The sequence below is a fragment of the Leuconostoc miyukkimchii genome (assembly GCF_019656055.1).
Classification (GTDB): Bacteria; Bacillota; Bacilli; order Lactobacillales; family Lactobacillaceae; genus Leuconostoc; species Leuconostoc miyukkimchii.
The window spans coordinates 1-24,432 of the sequence record NZ_BPKY01000004.1; the positions used below are offsets into that span (position 1 = coordinate 1).

A 24,432-nucleotide genomic window follows, 5' to 3' on the forward strand; every position below is an offset into this window, starting at 1 on the left:
CTACCCGCTCGTCAATACTTTTCTTCCTCCTTTTTTCCCTTTTTATTTTCCGCTCCCTTTCTTCCCCTCCTTTCCCCCTTTCGTTAATCTTTTACTTCCCTTTCTCCCTCACTTCCTTCCCTTCGTTCGCTTTTTATGAATTTTTAAAAATAGATAATTCGCCTATTCTTTCTGCTGCCTCTACTAACCGACTTTCTTCAATTGTTAAACCAACACGAATATAACCTTCTCCTTGATCACCGAAGCCTGAAGCATCCGCTACCGCAACATTTGCTTCATGCAATAATATATCAGCAAATTCAGCTGACGTGTAACCATTGGGTACGGGCATTAGTATATAGAATGCACCCTTGGGTACATAGGGCTCCCAATTAAACTTCCGTACAGCAGCAATGAATGCGTTTCGTCGACTCTCATATGTCTCTTGTAAAGAAGTGACTGCCTTTTGACGTGCTATTGTGTTACTTAATGCTTCAACTGCAGCATCTTGCATTGCTGGGAATATAGAAACAAAAAGATGATCTTGAATCAAATTAATCCCTTCGATGATATCTGCATTACCAACCGCAAAACCAACTCGCCACCCTGCCATATTAAATGTTTTCGAGAATGTATACGTCTCAATACCAACCGCCTTAGCACCAGGTGTTTCTAGAAAAGAAATTGGTTTATTCCCATCATAGCCAATTGCACCATATGCAAAATCTGAAACAATTCCAACACTGTTTTGATTCGCAAAGGCTACTGTGTCTTCGTAAAATTTAGGCGTTGCAATTGCTCCGGTAGGATTGTTGGGGTAGTTCATATAAAGAAATTTAGCTTTCTGAGCTGTTTTTTCCGGAATACTAGCATAATCTATTAAAAAGTCATGTTCTTGTTTAAGCGGCAGTAATTCATAGTTTACACTGCCTAGAGATGCACCTGATAAGTAATCTGGATAACCAGGGTTAGGTAATAAAAGCGTATCTCCTGGGTTCATTAAAGCCCATGGTAACTCAACTAACCCAATTTTACTGCCCGCTAAAATAGCCACTTCTTTTTGTGGATCAATTGTGACACCATATTCAGATCGATAAAAATCAGCAATTGCCTCTTTAAAGCGTAATTCACCACGGAACAATGAGTACTTATGGTCGGCTGCTTGTGCTGTAGCCTCCTGCATGGCTTTAACGATATAATCAGGCGTTGGTAAATCTGGGTTCCCTTGTCCCAAATTTATAACATCAGCACCATCTGCAATTTTGGCATTTACTTTAGCAACAAGTGATGCAAAAAACTGTTTTGGTAAGGTTTTAAGTAAATCTGATTCTTCAAAATGCATAATTTCTCCTAGTAGTATAAATCCGGTCGACGATCGTCAAAAACAGGTATTTGACCTCGAACTAATTTTTCATCATCGATATCAATGTCAGCAACCAGTAACATCTCGTTATCATCACCAGCTTGACTTACAATTTGCCCCAATGGGTCAATAATTAACGATCGTCCCCCAAAAACATTGTCATCATCAGAACCAACACGATTTGCGGCAACAACAAATGCTTGGTTCTCAATAGCTCGTGCTTGTAACATGATCTGCCACTGCTCAATACGTTGAATAGGCCATTCTGCTGCAATATACAAAATTTCCTGTGGACCAGCAGCCATCATTGTGCGTAACCACTCTGGAAAACGAATATCATAACAAATCGCGCCTGCCGACAGAGCACCCGCTAATTTAAAAATATTAACACTTGATCCAGCAGACACGTATTTTTCTTCATTCATTAAACCAAAAAGATGCAATTTATTATATTCTGAAACCTTTTGTCCTGAACTATCAAAAACAAACATCGTATTATAAAACTTACCATTCTGTTGTGTAGCAACTGAACCACCAACAATATTTAAATGGTATTGCTTAGCTAGTTTTTGCAGTAGGTTTTGAGTAGCAACCCCATCATTATCTGCTAAAGTTTCTAACGACGTTAGTGCATATCCTGTATTCCACATTTCAGGATAAATCAAAACATCAACACCAGAATCGGCAGCCTTTTTAGCATAATTTTCAACTGTTTGTTGGTTTTTATTAGGGTTTCCTAAGGCAATATCAATTTGTGCTATCGCAATTTTGAGCGTCATAACTAATCCTCTTATTTGTTATTGTGCATTGTATTATACTTTTTGTCAAATTAATATCATTTTAAACTCATTATTTGGCAATAAAAAAACACCCATTGGTGTTTTAAGGAAACTTCGGATATTGTTCAAAATCAGGATTGCGTTTTTCTTTAAATGCGTCACGACCTTCCTTTGCCTCATCTGAGGTATAGTAAAGCATTGTTGCATCCCCAGCAAACTGTTGTAATCCTGCTAAACCATCAGTATCAGCATTCATTGCAGCTTTAATAAATCGCAAAGCTGTAGGGGATTTGGTTAACAACTCATCAGCCCATTCAATCGTTGCATCTTCAACTTCAGCCAAAGGAACAACTTTATTAATCCAGTTCATCTGATATGCTTCATCAGCAGTATAAAAATGGTTTAAGAACCAAACTTCTTTGGCACGTTTATGACCAATCACACGTGCAAGATACCCAGACCCATATCCAGCATCAAATGAACCAACCATTGGCCCTGTTTGCCCAAACTTAGCATTATCTGCGGCTACTGTTAAATCAGCTACCAATTGCAATACATTGCCACCACCAATAGACCAACCTTTAACCATAGCGATGATTGGTTTTGGTATAATACGCATTAACCGTTGTAGGTCTAAAACATTTAAACGCGGAATACCATCATCACCGACATATCCACCGTTGCCACGAACCTTTTGGTTGCCACCAGATGAAAAGGCTTGATCTCCAGCACCAGTCATAATGATGACACCAATTTTTGCATCATCTCGAGCAATCGTGAAAGCTTCAATCATTTCAGCTACCATCTTTGGTGTGAAAGCATTATGGGTAGCAGCATCATTCATCGTGATTTTGGCAATTTTACCAGGATTTTGGCCATCACTGTTTGTTTCAAATAAAATTTCTGTGTACGTCTTTACGGCGTTCCATGTTGTCATGTGTTATACTCCATTCAGAAAGGGGATTTCGTTCTTATGAATATTATAGAACTTTTAGGGTTAAAAACCACCTTATTATCGGCAGAAAAAACAATTGTTGAAGTCCAAGTGAGTGAAAAATTAATGCAGCCATTTGGCATTGTTCATGGCGGTGTTAATGCTCTACTTGCCGAAACAGCAGCCTCTCTTGGCGCAAATGAAGCACTATCTAGCACACAGGTTCCCGTGGGTGTAGATATACAAACTCATCACTTACGGGCCGTAACTAAAGGCACTTTGATTACAACGGCGATACCAATCAATATTGGCCACTCATTGCAAGTTTGGTCTGTTAACATAAAAGAAGAAAATACCGGTCTGTTAACAAGTACAAGTACTGTAACCCTTAAAAATCAAAATTTAAACTCATAACACGCTACTGCGTGTTATTTTTATTTTTTGTAAAAAAATTTGAAATGATATTTTTTTTCGGATGTGCTAGGTCATATGCCTGTTGACGACGGACTTCATCAGGTGTTGGGGTTTCGTATTCCAACGTACTCAATCGTTCATACTTTGGGTGATTTACAATAAGATTTACTTGATGGTTTGGCGCGATTGGATTGGTCAGGTATGTGACATCATCAATTGCACGTATGATTTTTAGATCTGCCCGTGGTTCTAGATTAACATCATCACTAATGACTGCCAAACTACCCTTAAATTTATTTTGATAATACAAAGCAGCGTAACTTGATATTGGTCCATAACCTACAAACTCAAGTTTATTAGCACGTGCTTTTTGACGTGAACTTTTAATAGCATTGATTATTTCTGCTTCATATTGGCGGTAAAATCCCGCATCAATATCCCCACTGGCAATATATTGCACTGCTTGCTGGGTTTCTTTGATCCATTCTGACATGTAATCTACTGTACCTGCTTCAGGTTCAGAAAAAATTACACGTAACGTTTTTGTCGTTACCTTATCGGGTATTTGGAGATATGTGTAAACTTTAGGCGCTATACGCGTGTCATTATCACGCAGTATACCAGTTGTTTTTTGACGTATCACAAAATCGTGAAAGACAAAACTACCACTACCTGCTGACACTAAATCTATTGTATAAAAATCATAATTATCCGGCACAGTAACCGTTATACTATCAGCGTTTTGACTGTTTTTTGATAACTGTTGGTATTGTTCATCAAAGAACGTAACAACCAGATAAGCAAACATACGATCACTGTTTTCAATATCACGTGCAATCGTGTAAGTCGCCCCACGTAATAGTTGTGGTAAATCGGATACCATTTTTTCACGTTGATAATAACGATTCGAACGCCAAGTTGCAATAGCACGTCCACTCGGTAAAAAATAGTGCTCATAATATACGTTATCTACTGCACGAAAATCTATCGTTGCCCCTTGTAATTCAAGTAATTGTGTTTGTGGTGTCCAATATATCTTATATTGCATAACAATTATTGATCCTCCTGACGCATACTATTTTTTAAAATGGTCAACTGCTTTTTCAGAAACGTGAGTATTTCAGGTGATTTAGCTGTATGTGTTCCGTCTTCACGTCTGTGTGTTAGCGGCACTTTTTTCAGTTTCAAAAAGTCTAATAATTTTGGTAAACTTTGACCATCATATTCATCTTGATTTAACGTCAATAGCGACACTTTTATTTGAGACCAATCGACATTTTGAATGTGTTCCCAAAAAATATTGTTTAACGTTTCAGTATCATTCGGATGCATTCGTCCTGCAAGGAATCGACGCACATCTAATGTCCAATCCTGATTAACCTCATGCGGGAATTCGGTATTAGCCGTAAATGTTCCTAAATTAATAATTGGTTTCGTAACCACCACAGCGTGTGGTTTTAAATCTGCAGCATAGTACATCGCAGGCAAACTACCCATAGCAGAGCCTGTCAAAATAATATCTTCTGGTTGTAAATCAAGCGTTGCCATTGCTTTTTTGATTGTTTCAATGACTTGTGTTTCATACGTTTTTATACCAATGTGAAACACGCCACTCTGCATCCTGACATCAGAAAACAATAAATAAGGTGTCCCTAGTTCGTTCAATGATTCTCTCATATCAAAGCCATCGGCATTTAAATGAACATCTGAAAAATTAACAACTAACGGTGCCTTACGATCTCCAGGATTAAAATAGCTTAGTACTTCTTCATTATTTGCTGTTAACCACCAATTGTCACCCGGCAACAATGTGCCGAATCCATGGCGATTACGTCTTTGATGTAAAACATGCAGATCTAACATCCCCTGACCTTTAGCAAATACTAAAATTTGATAATTTTGATAATCATTGATGTTACCAATAACACTTTGCTGCCGGAGCATATCCCCAGATATGATTTGAGTTGTTTGTATATGATTATCCTTAAAAAAAGTAAATCGCAATTGTACAGCAGCTGATTGCGTTTGTTCATAATCTAGCCACACGACATTTTCTAGATGTGCCGAAAAATCATCACTAAACGGATTCAATGTGCCAATCTGTTGCCATTCATTCCCAAAATCACCGCTAAATTGGGTTGAAAATCGCCCTTCTCTTTTAAAATGAACACCCTCTGGCACTATTGGTAAAAATTGCGTTTCACTAAATCGGGTTGAAAAACCAATTTGATCAAAAGATAAGTCATTTTCAATAAAGTTAATGACTGCCTCGGGTGTGGTGCTGTCCTTTATATGAAAAGCACGTCTCTCATCTAATATCTTTTGAAACGCCGGTGTCACTTGATTTGCAAAATAAATTGTTCGCAATGCAGGCCACTCACTAATTTGACTTGATAGCAAAGTACTAGAAAGGCTATCGTCAGTCAACAACACGTAAGTTTGTTCCAAAACATATGGATCTTTTTGAAAAGTTAACTGGGTAGGCAAATCTAGAATCGTCGTATAATGCCAGTCTATACGTGATGTATCAATTTGTGGTGTCCAGTCAGTGGCACCAATTTGAAGAACTGAAGTATCTGCCATTTATGCTTTCCTTTGCTTGATTTTATTGAAAATTTGTTGCCATTTAATCCAAATCATTTCTTCGCTGTATGCTTTACCAAGTTGTCTTGTTACTTCACGCACTTTTGACAGCGACTGTGGATTCTCCACATAAAAATTTAGGGCATCAGTCAATTCGGTTGGATGAGTTACTAATTTGCCATTCTCATTTGGTATCAAGTAATCCGTTTTAACGCGATTTATTTGTGGCACACTGTGCGCAATTGCCTGTGCTTGTAAGAACTGATCCGGTTGGTCGTTAAGGTCTAACAAGACACGCATATTTGACATATATCGTTGACGCTGCACTTCACCTTGTGGTGGTATAAACTGAAACCGCGTTTCATATGCCATCTGACTATCACTATCAATAATGCCATGTTGATTCGCGGCTGTTAAACTTGCAGCATGAACTATTGCATCAAATTTTTCATGTGTTTGCGCCGTTTCAATGAGAATCAGTACATTTAGATATCTTGCCAATAAGTTCGTTACAATTTCAAAATCAGACTCATTTATTGTTTGCGCTATCCAATAAATGGTTACAACAGGTTGTTCAGCCGATCGATTAGCTTGCTGTGTTACCGTATATGGCGGAATGACAGATATTGTTGATTCATCATTTGTTTGTTTAATAATTTTTTCATACGTTGCGGGCGTATCAGCAACAGAAAAATCAACACCATTATCAATTGCCAACAATTGATTTTTGTTATGTTGCTTTTCCCTCAGATCTGATTGGTAACTTAAAATTACTGGTTGTTTTGGTGTCAATTTATTCATAAAGAAAGTTGCTATTTGACTTTGTGCTACAACAAGAAATTCGTTTTCTGGCACTGTTTGTAAATGATATGCAAGCGTTGCAGCAATTAGTTCATCCATATTTGTAAAGGTTGTTTGAGATGTCCATGTCTGCTGTGTGGTCACAACACCTGACACACAATCCTCTTGCACCGCAACATCCCCGCTAGGTGTCAAATAATCCCGTCTTATTATGTCACCATGCGCATTAAAAGTAGTGACACGTGAAACAAAACCACGGTCGTCTAATAATAATTCTTGTGTTTTAACATCATTTTTCAGTAGATCAATACTTTGAAACCGTGACATATTCGGTTTTTGAAGATGGACTGTTGCAAAATGATCAGCTCCAACATGAACCAAAACATAATCGGTCATGTAAACAAATGTGGCGTTTTGAGGCCAAGAAAAATCCGTTAAAGCTAAGGGCTTATCGGTTTTCAAACGTATGCGTTGTAATAAATCATAAGCTGACCATGTGTCAGCTGCTTCTATTTTTTTTTGTGATAAAATTTGACGTAAATTTGGTAAATAATCAACTATAATTAACACAACCTTTTGACCTTGTGATAAAAAAAGTTGTGTTTGATGAATTGTATTGTTAAATTCTGGCAATTTTATACTGTAAGCATGCCAATCTGGAATAATATGCAATGTCATGTTTTACCTCTTATGTACGGGGGCACAATAAGTCCCCAAATTACTTAACCGCTAGTTGGACGTTTCACTTTTACGTGCCATAGCCATTGATATTATTATACCAATTCTATCCATGAGTTTGACATACATTCCCTTATAATCGTTCAAACGCTACGATACCATGATTATTAGTTATCACTTTTTTTAAAATAGACCCTTACGCTATCTCGGCATAAAGGTCTATTTTAATTAAAATGTTTCACGTGAAACATACAAATTATGACAAAAATTGAACTTGCCCTGATTCAAAAGATTGAATTCGCGCTAAGCTTTCTACCTGTATGCCTCGATCATCTAATATCTGACGCCCCTTTTGAAATGTTTTCTCAATGACAATACCAACACCTACTACTTGCGCATCAGCTTGTTGTGTAATGGCCAACAATCCTTCGATTGCCTGACCATTAGCTAAGAAATCATCTATCAGTAGGACGTTCTCCCCCGCCTTTAAAAAACGGTGATCAATCATAATATGATTAGTTGTTTGCTTTGTAAATGAATAAACATCTGCTATCCAGACATCATCTGGTAATGTCAATGACTTGTTTTTTCTGGCAAACACCACAGGTACATGCAATGCTAATCCGGTAAACACTGCTGGGGCAATACCTGAGGATTCAACGGTTAAAATTTTATCGATATTTTTACCGGCAAACAAACGTGCAAATTCTTCCCCAATTGCAGACAATAATTCTGGATCAATTTGATGATTCAAAAATGTATCAACTTTCAAGACATCTTGTCCTAACACACGACCATCTTTTCGTATTCGTTCTTCTAATAACTTCATAAACGCCTCTTAATCTAACCCTACTTGATTTTTTACTGTTGACTTGTTGCAAACTTGAAAAGTACTACTATTTTCTAAAAAAACCACTCAAAGCTAATATCAAGCTAACAATCGCCATGAAAAACAGCGTAATTACTAACGTGATCCACCAACCATCTTGCGTATCCGCAAATGGCAACCATTTAACGTTTTCACCATAAAATCCACTGACAATTGTCGGCACCGTCAAGACAATAGAATATACTGTCAAAACTTTCATGGTCCAATTCAAATCACGATTGCTTAAATTCCCATAAGCATCAGAAACCGAGTTAATAACAGCTATTGCGATATCTGCCATGTGTTCAGCTTGCCCGATCTCAATACGCACATCATCAATATGTTCTACCTCAACATGCGACAATTTGGCTTTAAAGTCTTGTTTAAATTCATTAATCATAACATGGTTGTTAGCAAGAGAATTTTGAATATAAATCATCTGTGTCTGAAGACGTAACAAGTCATTCATTTGTTTTGTAGTTCTTTTGTGCTGATGACCTAATTGTTCTTGTATCACACGTCGATTACGATTGATTTCTGTCACTTGTGACACATAACGTGTCATTAATGCACGTAATCCAGTCATGGCAAAATCAATTGCATTCAAGTTTTTATCATTATCAGGATGTAGCCGATTTTTAGGATCCAACATCACTGTTTTGATGTAATCCGTAACCGAATGTGAGAATGTATATAAATCACCATGTGCAAACAAGAGTCCAATTGGCCTTGTCTCAACAACATCATGCCGGTATGATATGACATCAATAACCATTAATGACTCGTCAGCGTCAACATCATATGCCATGCGCACCGATTCGTTATAATCAATTGCATATCCAATAATTTTAGCCGTTAAACGATGTTCACCAACTAATATTTGATTATCTTCTGCCGTTAAATTTGATACATGATACCATGTAAAATTATTAAATTTTTTGACTGTTTCGATCATCTCTGTATGTCACATTCGCTGGATTGTTTGTATTTGAGTGTGCGATGTTTTTAAAACCTTCGCGCTCATAAAAATGTCGTGCCCTCGTATTGTATGTCACTACTTTTAATTCAAGTGGTTTTTTAGCAGTTTGACGCGCCCATTTCAACAAGGCAGCGCCTATACCCTTTTTTTGAAAATTATCTTTAACAAATAACAGATGCAAAAAACTATCCCATGTTGATAAAGATGCAAATCCAACAATCTCACCATCAATCACTGCAACCTGTACTAATTCTCCTGAACTATCGGCACTAAAATCAGACAATGCCGGCGACTCGAGCCAAAAAAAATTAGCAACACGGGTATCTAAGTAAATATGTGAAAGTATATCGGTATCTTCAGGTTGCATTGGGCGTAATATTAAAAACCCATTTTGTGAGTTTGTTATTTTCTGTATCATTAACATGCCCGTCAACCTCTCCATACTATTAACTTGTGTTGAAGTATATTATAACAGTTTTTCCATTCCGTATGACATACTGATCACTGACTAAACAACCTAAATATTTGTTTTTTGTAACATCACAACATGCAAAACTGCGTTAGCGTACACTGCATGGTGCGATAACTTCTGCAAAAGCGTACGTGTTTCTTTTGGATAATCCGTGATGTACCCTTTCACGCCTAGTGCATAACTCGTATTAATATCCGCTTGTTTGTTTAATGTCCAGACATATAGTGCCTTATCGTATTTAACGAGTTTACGACTTATATCTGTATTAATATTAGAATATTCAATGGCATAAAACGTATTAAATCGTGCAGCATTGACATTATTAACCACTGGTGATAGCAACCCAATGGGTCGATCTGAATATTTAGCTAATCTTTTAATAGCGTTTTGATTCATTGACTGAATTTGAGATTTATTTTTAGTTAAGTATTGGCCATACTTGTTTTGAAAATCAATCAACTGTTTTGTTGTAATTGTTGTATTTATCTTCAACTCAACAAGCAATTTTTGCTGCAACTGATTTGCGCGCTTAATATACTCAAGAAATGATGTGGCAGTGATCGTACGACCGTTTTCTTCATAACGTATATTTTTTAAAACATGCCACGGTGTGTCATCAATTTGGTACGTTTTGCCATTTTTAGCTTTTATTTTAGCATCATGACTTAAGACATACACACCATCACGCGTTTTTTGGATATCTATTTCGACATAATCTGGTTTTTTACTGGCAACTTTATCTAAATTAATAATGCTATTAGCGGTTGCATTTTCTGATGATACGCCCTTATGAGCAATCACAATGTAATTTTTAATTGGCTGACCAAGAGTTTTCCCCGAAAGTGTACTACTAGCAAATCCAATAAACACGATAACAACTGTGTTAACAACGATTCTATACCATTTTCGATCACGTAAAAGTTCTTGGTATGATTTTTGATTTTCAACAATAAAAAGTAAGAATACTTGACTCGTTGCAAAATAAAAATACCCAATCCCTACTGCAATGAACATATTGGCAGTGTCTCTATTCAAGCCACCTTTTAAACTGTGGTCAAAGCTAGCTTGCAGTAAAAACAACGCGCCCATAACAATGAATACACCTAGTAAATATCTACCAATAGACAATAAAAACTGTCCATTTTGGTATCTCGTTTGCTGCCAACTTTTCTTGATATTATTTCCCAAACCATGACGTGTTGATATTGCTAAATAAGACACACGTCTCAATCGATAGACCAATAATAATATACCAATATACATTGCCACAACTGGGACCAAAATAATTGGTTGATTAATTGGGTCAATAAACGTTTTAGGAATCGTCAAGTAATGGGCAACCGGGAATTTAAAACCCAATTGATCTAAAGGTATCAGTAATACTATCATGATAAACACCGAAAAATGGATCTGAACAGATTTCAAAGCCTTGATATAATTCTGTTTACTCAACATTTGCCACGTATATAACATGACAGTGGTTACCATGGTAACGAGTAACAACCATACGACAAGATACGTTATAAGCGTTAGCCCATACGTTAACCAGTTGCTACGAATATATGTGACAAATGATCCAGTACTACCTGTTGCTATATTATAAGCACTAGGTTGATAGGACTGGCTGATGTTAATCATTTTTGATGATACATAGTTAAATAAAAACAATGCTATAATCAAGCCAGCTACAGATTTATGCCTCAGCATGCGATCTTTATTCATCTCAAATCCTCCAAAAAAGATATCTTTCTTACTTTAGGATATCATTATAATGTTGATTTGAGACGTTTTGTCGTAAATTAAGACAATAAAAAAATATGCTACCATTTAGGTACCATATTTTGATCGCTTAACGCTTCGTATTGCGTCTTGCTTTTTTAATTTTTCGTTTCAATTCGCGTTCTTTTTGTTCTTTTATTTCACGTTCACGACGAATTTTAAATGGATTTTGTAACATAAAGGTTTGAATCGTTTGAAAAAGGTTTCCAACAACCCAGTATAACGACAATGCGCTTGGCACTGCAAATGCTGAGAAGAAAATCACAACTGGAAAAATATAGGGCATTGCCTTGGTTATACCATTTTGATCAGGTGTTGCCTGAGTGGATAGCCATGATGAAGCAAAAGTAAACAGTGCCGCAAGAATTGGTAAAATGTAATATGGATCATTGCTTCCTAACTGTAGCCATAAAAACTTTCCAGATCTCAAGACTGGTGAATTATAAATTGACTGGTACAATGCAATCAACACTGGCATTTGAACGATTAAAGGTAACATCGATGCAAACGGATTCACCCCTGCGTCCTTATACAAAGCTTGTTGCTCTGCCATCATTAACTGACGACTTTCAGTATCCTTACCAGGATACTTAGCTTGCAATGCCTTAAGTGCTGGCTGTACAACCTGCATTTTCATCATTGATTGAATTTGATAGACCATTAATGGCAAAATTAAAAAACGAATTAAAATTGTAAAAACAATAATTCCCATACCATAATTATTACCAAACCATTGTGAAGCACCTAAAATCGCAGACGTAAAGGCCGCAACAATGCCACTCCAAAAACTATGTGAGGCAACCTGTCCGTTAAAACTCATAGCAGCAATAATGATGATAATTAGCGCGATAACAGCTAGAATAAGTGGTAATGGACCGATTTTCTTTAAGATATTTGTAAAACGTTTCATTCTTCTTCTACTTTCAGGATGTTAGCTAATTTTAGCACATGCACGATCTGTTCTTTAATAAATTTTTGGCTTTGCTTTGCAACTGCCGGCCGTGCGATTACTAATATATCAATTTCACTAGGCAGCTGTGGTTTTAATTCCAGAATACTCTGACGAATACGACGTTTGACCCACACACGATCATGCGCCTTACCTACCTTTTTACTAACAGAAATTCCTAGCCGAAAATGTTTTTGTTCACTTTTTTCTAGTTGATAGACAATAAAATATTTATTTGCGACAGACCGATGCTTATTAAAAACAATCTGAAAGTCGGCTGGCTTTTTAATTCGAAAGGTTTTTCTCATTTGATCCAGTCTCTCTTGATAATTTATGATTTCATATATTAGTTATTTGCGCTTGTTTCTTAAGGCCAAACTACTGCTTTATAGCCTTTTATCTAAATCAAAAAAGCCACTGCATAGCAGCGACCTTGTTAGGCTGATAGAACCTTGCGGCCCTTTGCACGACGGCGAGCCAAAACTTTACGACCGTTGCTCGTGCTCATGCGCTTACGGAATCCGTGTACGCGTTCACGATGGCGTTTCTTTGGTTGGTATGTACGCTTCATGTGTGTTCACCTCCATTCACGATTTTTACCTGCAAAAACTTTGCAATTCGATTTTAATCATAACATGAATCAACTACGTAAGCAAGACAATTCACCTGGTTTTATGTCTAAAAATGTTTTTAGTAAATGCAATACTAACATTGTACCCTTTATTATGATCAAGGACAATAGCCAATAGTCAGTTAATACATATCAAAATGTGCCCCATTATGCAGCCGTCTTTTCAAATTAACGATATCAATAATACTTGATATCACGGCCCCTAACGATTTATTTGCTTTATAATTTATCATAAACAGAAATAGGTGAACATCTAAACTTAGACGTTCACCTATTTTTTTATCAACTACAATGCTACGTTATGATGAACTGTTTGCACATCTTCATCTGATTCAAGCGCATCAATCAATTTTTCAAAAGTTGCTAAATCTTCCCCTTCAAGCGTTGTTTCTGCTTGTGGTAACATTGAAATTTCTGTCGTTGAAAACGCTGACACACCACTTTGACGAAGCGCCGCAATAGCCTTATGTAATGCGCTTGGTTCCGTATAAACAACAATTTGATCATCTTGTTGTTCGGCATCACGAACGTCCACATCGGCATCTAACAATGTTTCCAAAACAGCATCTGCATCACTACCTTCAAAAACAATAACCCCTGTTTCATCAAACAAATAACTTACTGAGCCAGCCGCACCATACGTGCCACCATTTTTGTTAAATGCTGTACGGACATTTGTCGCCGTGCGATTCACATTTGATGTTAAAGTGTCAACGATAACAAGTGAGCCATTAGGCCCAAATCCTTCATATCTACCTTCAATAAATGTTTCATCCCCTGACCCACTAGCCTTTTCAAGCGCACGTTCAATGACATGTTTTGGCACTTGTGCCTGTTTTGCACGGTCAATAACAAACTTTAATGTCGAATTAGCTTCAGGATCAACACTTTCACCCTGCTTTGCTGCAACATAAATTTCAATACCATATTTACTGTTAACTTTGGCAGCAGCACCGTCAGTCTGCGCCTTCTTCATTTTAATGTTTTCCCATTTACGTCCCATGCTTGCACCTCATTTATATTTATATCTTTTATCATTATAACGGTTTCCCATTATTTTGCACCAAAAAAGAGCTTATTTTAAAACACGGTACTGACCAGGTTTTAAATCAGCAATATGATAATCACCAATATGGGTTCGAATGAGACGCAATGTTGGTATCCCTACTGCAGCTGTCATTCGGCGAACTTGACGATTACGACCCTCTTTAATCTTAATTTGAATAAAACTTGTGGGCTGATTTTGTCGTACACGAATTGGTTTTTCACGTTCCCATAGCCACTTTGGATAAGGGATGCGTTTCACTTTAGCTGGTAATGTTAACCCATCTTTTAGGACAACACCTTGCTCCAATTGTCGTAATTGATCTTTGGTTGGGACACCTTCAACTTGGACAACATAGGTTTTATAAGCCTTGTTTTCAGGATCAGTCAACGCATGATTCAGCTTACCACTATCCGTCAAGAGCAATAACCCTTCACTATCCATATCTAGGCGTCCTGCAGCGTAGACGCGCGGAATGTCAATATATTTAGCTAGCGTTGCCCGCCCTTGATCATCAGTGAATTTTGTCAAAACGTTATATGGTTTGTTAAATAGTACAATCATAACCTTAATTATAGCAAAGTTACGTGGCTATAAGACGACAAATATTAAAGCCCTTAACCTTTTCTTTACTATTCACAATCTTATCCAAAACAAGTCACAATGCTGTGCACTACCTGGATTTCTAACAAACATAATCACATACCTGTTCACAAGTTATCCACATATCCACAACTTGTTATTGGTAAATTGTGGATAATGTTTATAACGAACCTCAAATATTGTCCTTACCCACTTTTAGATGTGTACAAAGTTGTTCGTTTGTGGATAACTCGCACATTTGTTCGTTCTTATATCCACAAACTGTTCTTTATTTTGTCCACAACTGTTGATATTTTTTAAAATTGTCATTATCCTGTGGAAAACTCATTTTCTTACTGTTATAATAATCATTGCTACTTCTTCTTTATATAGAAAAGTTGATCGGTTCGTAACGTCAGTTATAAATACTGTCGTTATTTTGGAGTACACCGAATTTATAGGAGAGATTTTCGTGACGAAACCCATAACAAAAGAAGAATTATGGAATCAGGTAAAGGCCAAATTTTATCAAGAAATTGGCCCTGTTTCCTTTGATACCTATATTGAACCACTTGCCCCAGTTACTTTGACAGAATCAAGTATCATTTTAGAGGTACCTATTGATGAAAGCACTGATATCATTGATAACTGGAATAAATCCTATGCTATGAGCTTTGTGCAATATGCCATGGAAATTGCCGAAGGTTTTATCAAACCAGAACTTCGTGTTGCTGAATCTATGCCAAAATCAACATTGATTCAAACAGAAAATCTGACGTTCACGCGAGAATCCGATTTAAACGAGAATTTCACGTTTGATAAATTCGTTGTTGGTACAGGTAATGAAAATGCTTACGCCATTGCTCGAGCAGTTGCTGAAGACCCTGGTCGTGTATACAATCCATATCTAATTTATGGTGGGGTCGGCCTAGGTAAAACACATTTAATGCAAGCCATTGGTAATGCATACTCAAAAACAACACCTTCAGCAAGAATTAAATATGCCACTGCAGAAGATTTTTTAAACGATTTTACAGAATCCTTACGCGCTGGAGAAGGTGCTACTGCTGCCTTTAAAAAGGAATATCGAACCGTTGATCTACTGTTAATTGATGATATTCAATTTTGGTCTGGTAAAGAAAAGGTACAAGAAGAGTTTTTCAATACTTTTAACGTGCTTACTAAAACAGGCAAACAGATTATCATGACATCAGATAAACTACCAACAGAGATTGTTGACTTACAATCACGCTTAACATCACGTTTTGAGGCTGGTATTTCAATGGATATCCAAAAACCTGATTTACCAACCCGTGTCGCTATCCTCAAAAACTTAGCAGAAACGGATAACTTGGATATTCCCAATGATGTTCTTGAATTAATCGCTGATAAAATAGATTCCAACATTAGAACATTAGAAGGTACATTCCATCGTTTTGAAGCCATGCTTCGATACCGAAATAAACCCGCCACTAAAGAAACCGCCCAAAAAATATTAGGCGATTTAAATATTAACCAAGGCTTTAAAATTACAGTAACCCGCATTCAACAAGTCGTCGCAGACTATTATATGCAAACCATCGACGATCTCAAAAGTACGAGTCGTAAAAAAGATCTCGTTACTGCACGACACGTTGCAATGTATCTCACTCGGACACTAACTAATGAGAGCTTACCGGATATTGGTCGTTCTTTTGGCGGGCGAGACCATTCATCTGTTCTACATGCAACAAATAAAATTACAGAAAAAGCCGAATCAGATTCACGGACAAAAGAAATGCTAGAAGCATTAACAGATGAGATAAAAAATGGAAAATAGGGCATGTGTATAACATGGCATAAGTGGGGAAGTTTTCCCACAGTATTGTGAACAAGATAAGTGTATGCCTGCGTTATGCACACTTAGTTTTCCACAACTTCAACACCCCTTATTATTACTACTAGATCTTTTATTTAATATATTTAAAAATGTCGCTACTGATGTTGCTAACCTGAAGGAGTATAATTATGCAATTTTCTATTAATCGTCAAGCTTTTATAAAATCATTAAATGATGTATCTCGTGCTATTTCATCTCGAACAACTATTCCAATTTTGACAAATATCAAAATTGTCTTAACTCAAGAAGAATTAATTTTAACTGGATCAAATAGTGATATTTCAATTGAAACACGTATTGATCAATCAGATACTAGTGCGCAATTAATTATTAAAGCAGCAGGTGGCATTACTTTATCTGCAACTTTCTTTTCAAATATTGTTAAGAACCTCCCAGCCGAGACAATGACGTTAACCGTTGATGGGGTACGTGCAAATATTACTTCAGGTGCATCAGATTTCACAATCAATGGGCAAGATGTTCGTAATTATCCTCAATTACCCGAAATGGATGATGTTCAAAGTTTGAGTGTCTCAGCAGCTCAACTTGTTGATATTATTTCACAAACCAAAATTTCTGCATCAACACAAGAAAGTCGTCCAATTTTAACGGGTATTCATTTGGCATTGAACGGAAATGATGTGAAAGCAGTCACAACTGATTCACATCGGTTGTCTCAGAGAATTGTGACACTAACTGGCACAGATGCTCATGTAAATGCTGATGTTATTATTCCTGCTAAATCGTTTAACGAACTCCAAAGTTTGCTAGAAGGACAGGACCGTGTGGATATTAAGTTGGCCACTAACCAGGCAGTCTTTGATTTAGGACACACAACATTTTATTCTCGCTTGCTAGAAGGAAACTATCCAGAAACAGATCGCTTGATTCCAACAGAAAGCACAACACAACTGACAATAGATGCTGGTGCGCTACTGGGTGCAATTAATCGTGCCAGTTTGTTGAGTCATGAAAGCCGAAATAATGTTGTACAACTGACAATTAAAAAGGGTATTGTGACACTAATTGGTACATCACAAGAAGTTGGACGTGTTCAAGAAGAATTAGTAACAAAATCTGTTGAAGGCGAAGATTTGGAGATTTCTTTTAATCCAGATTATGTACGCGACGCATTGCGTGTGTTCAATGGCAAACCTGTTGATTTGAAATTTACCAGTAACCTACGACCATTCACGTTAACACCAGCCGGTGAGACAGATAATAAACAGTTACAATTAATAACACCTGTACGTACGTTTTAAATAAAATTTGGTGTAAATAAACATTTATCCTTAAAACGGTCTAAAATCGCTTAAAATCGATTTTAGACCGTTTTTTTAGGAATAAGCAACAAAAAAATGGTATAATACAAAGGTAACTAAATATGACAAAAAATATAAAAATCACAACTGAATACATCACACTCACACAATTACTCAAAGAAGAGAACATCATTTCTTCTGGTGGCCAGGCAAAGTACTATCTAATGGATTCGCCAGTTTTGTTAAATGGTGAACCTGAAAATCGGCGTGGTAAAAAGCTGTACAACCATGATGAAATATCTGTGGCTGGCGAAACATATACCATTACATTAGCGGAAAACGCTGATGAATTAATTGCAATTGCTCAGCAAGAGAAAGAGCAACGTGCTGCAGCAGCCAAAAAAACAGTGCGTGATGATCGCATTAAGGCGCAAAAAGCTGCTGTTGCAAAGGAACGTAAGGAAGCACGATTTGCTGAATTACGAAAAAAGAATGGTACACGTGCTGGTGGCTTTGGACGTCCAAATCAGGGTAGTCGCCATACAGGGCCAAAGGGACCGGGTTCTTGGAACTCACATCGCTAAGGCTTGTTAATTATCGCAACTATACCGATTTAACGTTGAATTTTAGTGATGGTGTGAATGTTTTTTTAGGTGAGAATGCACAAGGCAAGACAAATTTATTAGAAAGTATCTATGTCTTAGCCTTAGCACGTTCACATCGAACAAGTAGTGATAAGGATTTGATTCGTTGGCAAGAAAAAGAAGCAACAATTAGTGGCCGTGTTAAAAAGAATATAAGTAATGTGCCATTGTCGCTGTACTTTTCAAACAAAGGCAAAAAAGCACGGGTGAATCATTTAGAAAAATCTAAGTTATCACAATATATCGGTCAATTAAATGTTATTTTATTTGCGCCAGAGGATTTAGAATTGGTCAAAGGTGCACCAAATGTCAGACGTCGGTTCATTGACATGGAATTTGGGCAGATGAATCCTTTATATTTGTATCATACAACACAGTATCGTCGTATATTGAAAGATCGCAATGCGTACTTAAAACGCCTGCAAATGAAACAAACAACCGATACGATTTTTTTAGACGTATTAACACAACAACTCGTTGATATTGGTTCACAAATCATATTGGCACGACACAATTTTTTAGCGAGATTAGAAGAAGCGGCGCAGCCTATCCATGCAGAAATTTCAGATCAACGTGAGATATTAACTATTAAGTATCAAACAAGTATTGAATTTGAAAAAAATTCAGAATTATCAGTAATTAAAGCTGCATTTGAACAGGACTTAAAACGACTTCAATCACGTGAAATTATGCTAGGATCAACAATTGTCGGTCCTCATCGAGATGATATTCAATTTATAGTTAACAATAATGATGTTGCTGTCTTTGGATCACAAGGACAGCAAAGAACAACGGCATTAGCAGTAAAATTAGCTGAAATTGATCTTATGCAACAAGAAACTGGTGAATATCCAATTCTGTTGCTTGATGATGTGTTAAGTGAGTTGGATGCTAATCGACAGACACATTTGTTGTTAGCGATTCAAGATAAAGTTCAAACGTTTATAACGGCACCATCTTTAAGTGACGTTGCAAGGCAGTTAATTCACGCACCTAAAGTGTTCCACGTGAAACATGGTGACATTATATTAGAAGAACAAGCCGAGTAATTGGCAAGTACATAAAGGATTTAGTATGTCTGAAGAAATAAATAATGAAGTAGAAAATGTAGATAATATTGTCACTGATGATGAAGAAATTCGTCATGCCAGCACTGTAGATGCTAGTGCTGGTGATTACAATGCAGATCAGATTCAAGTTTTAGAGGGCTTAGAAGCTGTACGTAAACGTCCAGGAATGTACATTGGAACAACGACTGCACAAGGTTTGCACCACTTAGTATGGGAAATTGTTGATAACGGTATTGATGAAGCACTGGCTGGTTTTGCAACGCATATTACAGTCACTATTGAAAAAGATAATTCAATTACCGTAACAGACGATGGTCGAGGTATTCCAGTTGATATTCAGACAAAAACTGGTAAATCTGCACTCGAAACAGTCTTCACAGTCTTACATGCTGGAGGTAAGTTTGGTGGTGGTGGCTACAAAGTATCAGGTGGACTCCATGGTGTTGGTGCATCAGTCGTCAATGCTTTGTCAACAAATTTGGATGTCCGAGTTATTCGTGGCGGACAAGTATATTACATGGACTTTAAAATAGGTCGTGTGAATACGAGTATTTTACAATTAGACGAACAACCAACAATTGAACGTGGCACAATTGTTCATTTTAATCCGGATAAAGATATCTTCCGTGAAACAACAACTTTTAATTATAAAACATTGTTGACACGTGTTCGTGAATTGGCCTTTTTAAATAAAGGGTTACGAATTTCAATTACAGATAAGCGTTTAGACACACCCGTAACAGAAAGCTTCCATTTTGAAGGTGGTATCAAGGAGTACGTATCCTATTTAGATGCTGAAAAAACAACAATTTTTCCTGAACCAGTGTATGTTGAAGGGGAAGAAAATGGTATTGTTGTCGAAGTGGCACTACAATATACAACGGACGTTAAAGATAGTTTACGTACATTTGCCAACAACATTAATACTTATGAGGGTGGCACGCACGAAACAGGATTTAAGACGGCTTTAACCCGTGTAATCAATGATTATGCCCGTAAAAATGGCCAATTAAAAGACAATGCTGAAAGTTTAACGGGTGAAGATGTTCGTGAAGGCATGACAGCTATTGTATCAATTAAGCATCCTGATCCACAATTTGAAGGTCAAACAAAGACGAAATTAGGAAACTCTGATGCGCGTCAAGCAACTGACCGCATGTTTTCAGAAACATTTAGTCGTTTTATGATGGAGAACCCAACAGTTGCCAGACAAATTGTTGAAAAGGGTATCTTAGCACAAAAAGCACGATTGGCTGCTAAACGTGCACGTGAAATGACACGGAAACAATCGGGACTAGAAATTGGCAATCTACCTGGAAAGTTAGCAGATAATACAGCGAGTGATCCAGCTGTTTCAGAATTGTTTATTGTCGAGGGTGATTCGGCCGGTGGTTCTGCTAAGCAAGGTCGCAATCGTGTCACACAAGCTATTTTACCTATTCGTGGTAAAATTTTGAACGTTGAAAAAGCAACTTTGGACAAGGTATTAGCTAACGAAGAAATCAGATCTCTGTTTACAGCAATGGGGACAGGCTTTGGGGATGATTTTAATGTCGAAAAAGCTAATTATCACAAGGTCATTATTATGACTGATGCCGATGTTGATGGTGCACATATTCGTACACTATTGCTCACACTCTTTTATCGCTACATGCGGCCACTTGTCGATGCAGGCTATATTTATATTGCCCAGCCACCACTTTATGGTGTGGCACTTGGTAATTCAAAAACGCGTGAGTATCTAGATTCTGATGAAGAACTTGAGGCATATTTGGCACAGTTACCATCGAATGTGAAACCTAAAGTTCAACGTTATAAGGGACTGGGTGAAATGGACTTTGATCAGCTTGCTGATACAACAATGGACCCGCTTAACCGTCGTTTACTCCGTGTGGATCCTTCCGATGCAGAAGCTGCTGATAGTATTTTTGATATGTTAATGGGAGATGATGTTGCACCTCGTCGTGAATTTATTGAAGAAAATGCTGTGTTTGTAGAAAACTTAGATATCTAAATGTGAGTGTGAAGTCATGTGCTATTATGGCATGTCGCAAAAATGCTCAAACTGCCTGGTGGCAGTACATAATTTCAGAATAATGTTACAAGGAGTAAAAAATGTCTGAACAAAATGACTCACGTATTCACAATGCGAATTTGTCAGAACAAATGAAAACATCATTTTTATCATACGCTATGTCAGTTATTGTGGCGCGTGCTTTACCTGATGTCCGTGATGGCATGAAACCGGTTCATCGACGTATCCTGTATTCAATGATTGAACAGGGAAATACACCTGATAAGCCACATAAAAAATCAGCACGTATTGTTGGTGATGTCATGGGTAAATACCATCCTCATGGTGATTCAGCTATTTATGAGTCAATGGTCCGTATGGCACAACCATTTTCATACCGACATATGCTTGTTGATGGACATGGAAACTTTGGTTCTGTCGATGGTGATAGCGCAGCGGCTATGCGTTATACTGAGGCGCGTCTATCCAAAGTTGCTATGGAAATGGTTCGGGATCTAAACAAAGATACAGTTAACTTCATACCAAACTATGATGGTGAAGAACGCGAACCCGAAGTTTTACCAGCACGTTTCCCCAACTTATTGGTGAACGGTGCTACTGGTATTGCTGTTGGTATGGCGACCAATATACCTACGCATAATCTTGGCGAAGTTATTTCAGCTTTGCATGTTTTGATGAATAATCCAGAAGCAACAACTTTGGATTTAATGGAGGTTCTTCCTGGGCCTGATTTCCCAACTGGTGGTATTGTGATGGGCAAGTCAGGTATTCGTCGAGCTTATGAAACAGGCCGTGGTCGTGTGACAGTTCGTGCCAAGGTAGATATTGAACAAACCAAAACAGGTAAGGAACAAATTATTGTCACAGAATTACCTTATGCTGTTAATAAGGCGCGTTTAATCGAGCGCATCTCAGAATTGGCTCGTGATAAGCGAATTGAAGGTATTACTGGTATTCGCGATGAATCTGATCGCGATGGTCTACGTGTTTCAATTGATGTACGACGCGATGCCTCAGCCAGCGTTATTTTAAACAATTTATATAAAGAAACACTGCTACAAACTAATTTTAGTTTTAATATGTTGGCAATTAATGGTGGGAAACCACAAACAATGAGTCTCAAAGAAATTCTAGTGGCTTATTTAATTCACCAACGTGAAGTCATTCGTCGCCGTACAGCTTTTGATTTACAAAAAGCACAGGCGCGTGCACATATTCTTGAGGGATTGCGAATAGCACTTGATCATATTGATGAAATCATCAGTATTATTCGGTCATCAGCAACTTCAGAAGAAGCTAAGGTGCGTTTGATTGATGGCTACTCACTTTCTGACAAGCAAGCGCAAGCTATCTTGGATATGCGACTTGTACGCTTAACTGGCTTAGAACGCGATAAAATTGAAGATGAATATCAAAAGCTTTTGGCAGTAATTGCTGATTTGAAAGATATTTTGGCTCATGAAGAACGCGTTGACCAAATTATTTATGATGAACTATTAGAAATTCAAACTAAGTTTGGGGATGCACGTCGCACAGAGTTACAAGTTGGTGATGTGACAAACTTGGAAGATGAAGATTTAATTGAAGAAGAAGATGTCATTGTGACTCTAACACGAAATGGCTATATCAAACGTGTACCACAAGCAGAATTTAAGGCACAAAATCGTGGTGGTCGTGGTGTACAAGGCATGAATGTTAATGATGAAGATTTTGTTGACCAAATGGTTGCAACGTCCACACATGACACACTGTTGTTTTTCACAAATAAAGGTAAAGTATACCGAATGAAGGGATATGAGGTCCCTGAATATGGTCGCCAGGCTAAAGGTATACCGGTTGTTAATCTTCTGAAATTTGAAGGTGATGAAAAGATTCAAACAGTTATTAATGTTCGTGGCGCAGCTGATCAAAGTAAAGAATATTTGTTCTTTGTTACACGTTTGGGTATTGTCAAACGAACAGCTGTCAGTGACTTTTCAAATATCCGTACAAATGGTTTGAAAGCATTGACTTTGCGCGATGATGATGAAGTGTTGTCTGTTCAAATTACGAATGGCACGCAAAGTGTGCTTATAGCGACCAAAGATGGTTACTCAGTAAGGTTTACTGAGGAAGATGTTCGTATCATGGGACGCGGCGCAGCTGGTGTTCGTGGTATTAGGCTACGTGAAGGCGATCTTGTTGTCGGAGCCGACGTTGTTAGTTTAAATGATAATGTTTTAATCATTACGGAAAAAGGTTACGGAAAGCAAACACCAGTCAGTGAATATCCAATTAAGGGTCGTGGTGGTAAAGGCATAAAAACCGCTAATATTACGGAAAAAAATGGTGTATTAGCAGGAATGACCATTATTCATGGTGATGAAGATATCATGGTTACCACGACGCAGGGTGTAATGATCCGATTCACAGCATCATCTATCAGTCAAACAGGCCGTGCGACACTAGGCGTGCGTTTAATTAGATTAGAAAATGGTGCAAAGGTCGCGACATTAGCGAAAGTAGATCATGAAGAAGAGATACTTGCTGAAGAGAGCGTGCAGGACGTTTCACGTGAAACACCTCTGGATGGCCAACAAATACAACAAATAACAGACTTACTAGAACGTGTAGAATCTGATGATACAAATGAAGATGAGTCATAACTAGCAAATATATAAATAAAAATCGCTGACTAGATTATCTAGTCAGCGATTTTTATTTATG

At 37.4% G+C, this 24,432-nt stretch carries 22 protein-coding genes; 7 read left to right on the forward strand and 15 right to left on the reverse strand.

Annotated elements, in window-relative coordinates; genetic code table 11:
* Positions 1-133 precede the first annotated feature (133 nt).
* The 3 genes from K5Q13_RS04495 to menB form a co-directional block, all read right to left on the reverse strand.
* A complete protein-coding gene (locus K5Q13_RS04495) occupies positions 134-1,321 on the reverse strand; it encodes a pyridoxal phosphate-dependent aminotransferase (RefSeq protein WP_220740384.1) in 1,188 nt (395 codons plus the stop codon).
* A gap of 8 nt (positions 1,322-1,329) precedes the next feature.
* Complete coding sequence (locus K5Q13_RS04500; RefSeq protein WP_220740386.1) at positions 1,330-2,121, reverse strand: carbon-nitrogen family hydrolase; 792 nt, start codon at positions 2,119-2,121, stop codon at positions 1,330-1,332.
* A gap of 103 nt (positions 2,122-2,224) precedes the next feature.
* Positions 2,225-3,058, reverse strand: coding sequence for a 1,4-dihydroxy-2-naphthoyl-CoA synthase (menB, locus tag K5Q13_RS04505; RefSeq protein ID WP_220740388.1), 834 nt, complete (start codon positions 3,056-3,058; stop codon positions 2,225-2,227).
* Between the two features lie 36 nt (positions 3,059-3,094).
* On the opposite strand from menB, the gene K5Q13_RS04510 reads away from it, so the two are divergent.
* A complete protein-coding gene (locus K5Q13_RS04510; protein ID WP_220740390.1) occupies positions 3,095-3,469 on the forward strand; it encodes a PaaI family thioesterase in 375 nt (124 codons plus the stop codon).
* A gap of 4 nt (positions 3,470-3,473) precedes the next feature.
* On the opposite strand, the gene asp3 is transcribed toward K5Q13_RS04510, so the two are convergent.
* The 12 genes from asp3 to K5Q13_RS04570 all read right to left on the reverse strand — a co-directional run bounded on the left by asp3 (position 3,474) and on the right by K5Q13_RS04570 (position 14,818).
* Positions 3,474-4,517 carry an accessory Sec system protein Asp3 gene (gene asp3 / locus K5Q13_RS04515; RefSeq protein WP_220740391.1) on the reverse strand — a complete coding sequence of 348 codons (1,044 nt, stop codon included), beginning with the start codon at positions 4,515-4,517 and terminating at the stop codon, positions 3,474-3,476.
* A gap of 5 nt (positions 4,518-4,522) precedes the next feature.
* Complete coding sequence (gene asp2, locus K5Q13_RS04520; RefSeq protein WP_220740393.1) at positions 4,523-6,052, reverse strand: accessory Sec system protein Asp2; 1,530 nt, start codon at positions 6,050-6,052, stop codon at positions 4,523-4,525.
* Positions 6,053-7,531 (reverse strand): accessory Sec system protein Asp1, encoded by a 1,479-nt coding sequence (gene asp1, locus K5Q13_RS04525; RefSeq protein WP_220740395.1) that lies wholly within the window; start codon positions 7,529-7,531, stop codon positions 6,053-6,055.
* Positions 7,532-7,787: 256 nt separating this feature from the next.
* Positions 7,788-8,360 carry a xanthine phosphoribosyltransferase gene (locus tag K5Q13_RS04530; RefSeq protein ID WP_220740397.1) on the reverse strand — a complete coding sequence of 191 codons (573 nt, stop codon included), beginning with the start codon at positions 8,358-8,360 and terminating at the stop codon, positions 7,788-7,790.
* 67 nt (positions 8,361-8,427) lie between these two features.
* Positions 8,428-9,354, reverse strand: coding sequence for a magnesium transporter CorA family protein (locus K5Q13_RS04535; RefSeq protein ID WP_220740399.1), 927 nt, complete (start codon positions 9,352-9,354; stop codon positions 8,428-8,430).
* Complete coding sequence (locus K5Q13_RS04540; protein ID WP_220740678.1) at positions 9,329-9,796, reverse strand: GNAT family N-acetyltransferase; 468 nt, start codon at positions 9,794-9,796, stop codon at positions 9,329-9,331. Before K5Q13_RS04540 ends, K5Q13_RS04535 begins: the two co-directional genes overlap by 26 nt.
* Positions 9,797-9,895: 99 nt before the next feature.
* Entirely contained in the window at positions 9,896-11,572 is a 1,677-nt protein-coding gene (locus K5Q13_RS04545; RefSeq protein ID WP_220740401.1) for a glycerophosphodiester phosphodiesterase family protein, read from the reverse strand.
* A gap of 127 nt (positions 11,573-11,699) precedes the next feature.
* Positions 11,700-12,539, reverse strand: a complete 840-nt coding sequence (locus tag K5Q13_RS04550; protein WP_220740404.1) for a YidC/Oxa1 family membrane protein insertase — start codon at positions 12,537-12,539, stop codon at positions 11,700-11,702.
* The gene (rnpA, locus tag K5Q13_RS04555; protein ID WP_220740406.1) at positions 12,536-12,886 is read right to left on the reverse strand and encodes a ribonuclease P protein component; all 351 of its coding nucleotides are present in this window, start codon (positions 12,884-12,886) and stop codon (positions 12,536-12,538) included. The genes K5Q13_RS04550 and rnpA overlap by 4 nt, the downstream gene beginning before the upstream one ends.
* A gap of 128 nt (positions 12,887-13,014) precedes the next feature.
* A complete protein-coding gene (gene rpmH / locus K5Q13_RS04560; protein WP_002816117.1) occupies positions 13,015-13,149 on the reverse strand; it encodes a 50S ribosomal protein L34 in 135 nt (44 codons plus the stop codon).
* Positions 13,150-13,495: 346 nt separating this feature from the next.
* On the reverse strand, positions 13,496-14,212 hold the full coding sequence (locus K5Q13_RS04565) for a YebC/PmpR family DNA-binding transcriptional regulator (RefSeq protein ID WP_220740408.1): 717 nt from the start codon (positions 14,210-14,212) through the stop codon (positions 13,496-13,498).
* 72 nt (positions 14,213-14,284) lie between these two features.
* Positions 14,285-14,818, reverse strand: coding sequence for an rRNA large subunit pseudouridine synthase E (locus tag K5Q13_RS04570; RefSeq protein ID WP_220740410.1), 534 nt, complete (start codon positions 14,816-14,818; stop codon positions 14,285-14,287).
* Positions 14,819-15,308: 490 nt separating this feature from the next.
* Between K5Q13_RS04570 and dnaA the strand changes: the two genes are divergently transcribed.
* The 6 genes from dnaA (at position 15,309) to gyrA (ending at position 24,371) form a co-directional block, all read left to right on the forward strand.
* Positions 15,309-16,655 carry a chromosomal replication initiator protein DnaA gene (dnaA, locus tag K5Q13_RS04575; protein WP_220740412.1) on the forward strand — a complete coding sequence of 449 codons (1,347 nt, stop codon included), beginning with the start codon at positions 15,309-15,311 and terminating at the stop codon, positions 16,653-16,655.
* A 188-nt stretch (positions 16,656-16,843) separates the two neighbouring features.
* Positions 16,844-17,977 carry a DNA polymerase III subunit beta gene (gene dnaN / locus K5Q13_RS04580; protein WP_220740414.1) on the forward strand — a complete coding sequence of 378 codons (1,134 nt, stop codon included), beginning with the start codon at positions 16,844-16,846 and terminating at the stop codon, positions 17,975-17,977.
* 122 nt (positions 17,978-18,099) lie between these two features.
* Positions 18,100-18,561 carry a S4 domain-containing protein YaaA gene (gene yaaA / locus K5Q13_RS04585; RefSeq protein WP_220740417.1) on the forward strand — a complete coding sequence of 154 codons (462 nt, stop codon included), beginning with the start codon at positions 18,100-18,102 and terminating at the stop codon, positions 18,559-18,561.
* Positions 18,543-19,670, forward strand: coding sequence for a DNA replication/repair protein RecF (gene recF, locus K5Q13_RS04590; RefSeq protein WP_220740419.1), 1,128 nt, complete (start codon positions 18,543-18,545; stop codon positions 19,668-19,670). Before yaaA ends, recF begins: the two co-directional genes overlap by 19 nt.
* Positions 19,671-19,695: 25 nt before the next feature.
* Positions 19,696-21,705: a DNA topoisomerase (ATP-hydrolyzing) subunit B gene (gene gyrB, locus K5Q13_RS04595; protein ID WP_246574157.1), complete on the forward strand. Its 2,010-nt coding sequence runs from the start codon at positions 19,696-19,698 to the stop codon at positions 21,703-21,705.
* 101 nt (positions 21,706-21,806) lie between these two features.
* On the forward strand, positions 21,807-24,371 hold the full coding sequence (gyrA, locus tag K5Q13_RS04600; protein ID WP_220740421.1) for a DNA gyrase subunit A: 2,565 nt from the start codon (positions 21,807-21,809) through the stop codon (positions 24,369-24,371).
* Positions 24,372-24,432 lie beyond the last annotated feature (61 nt).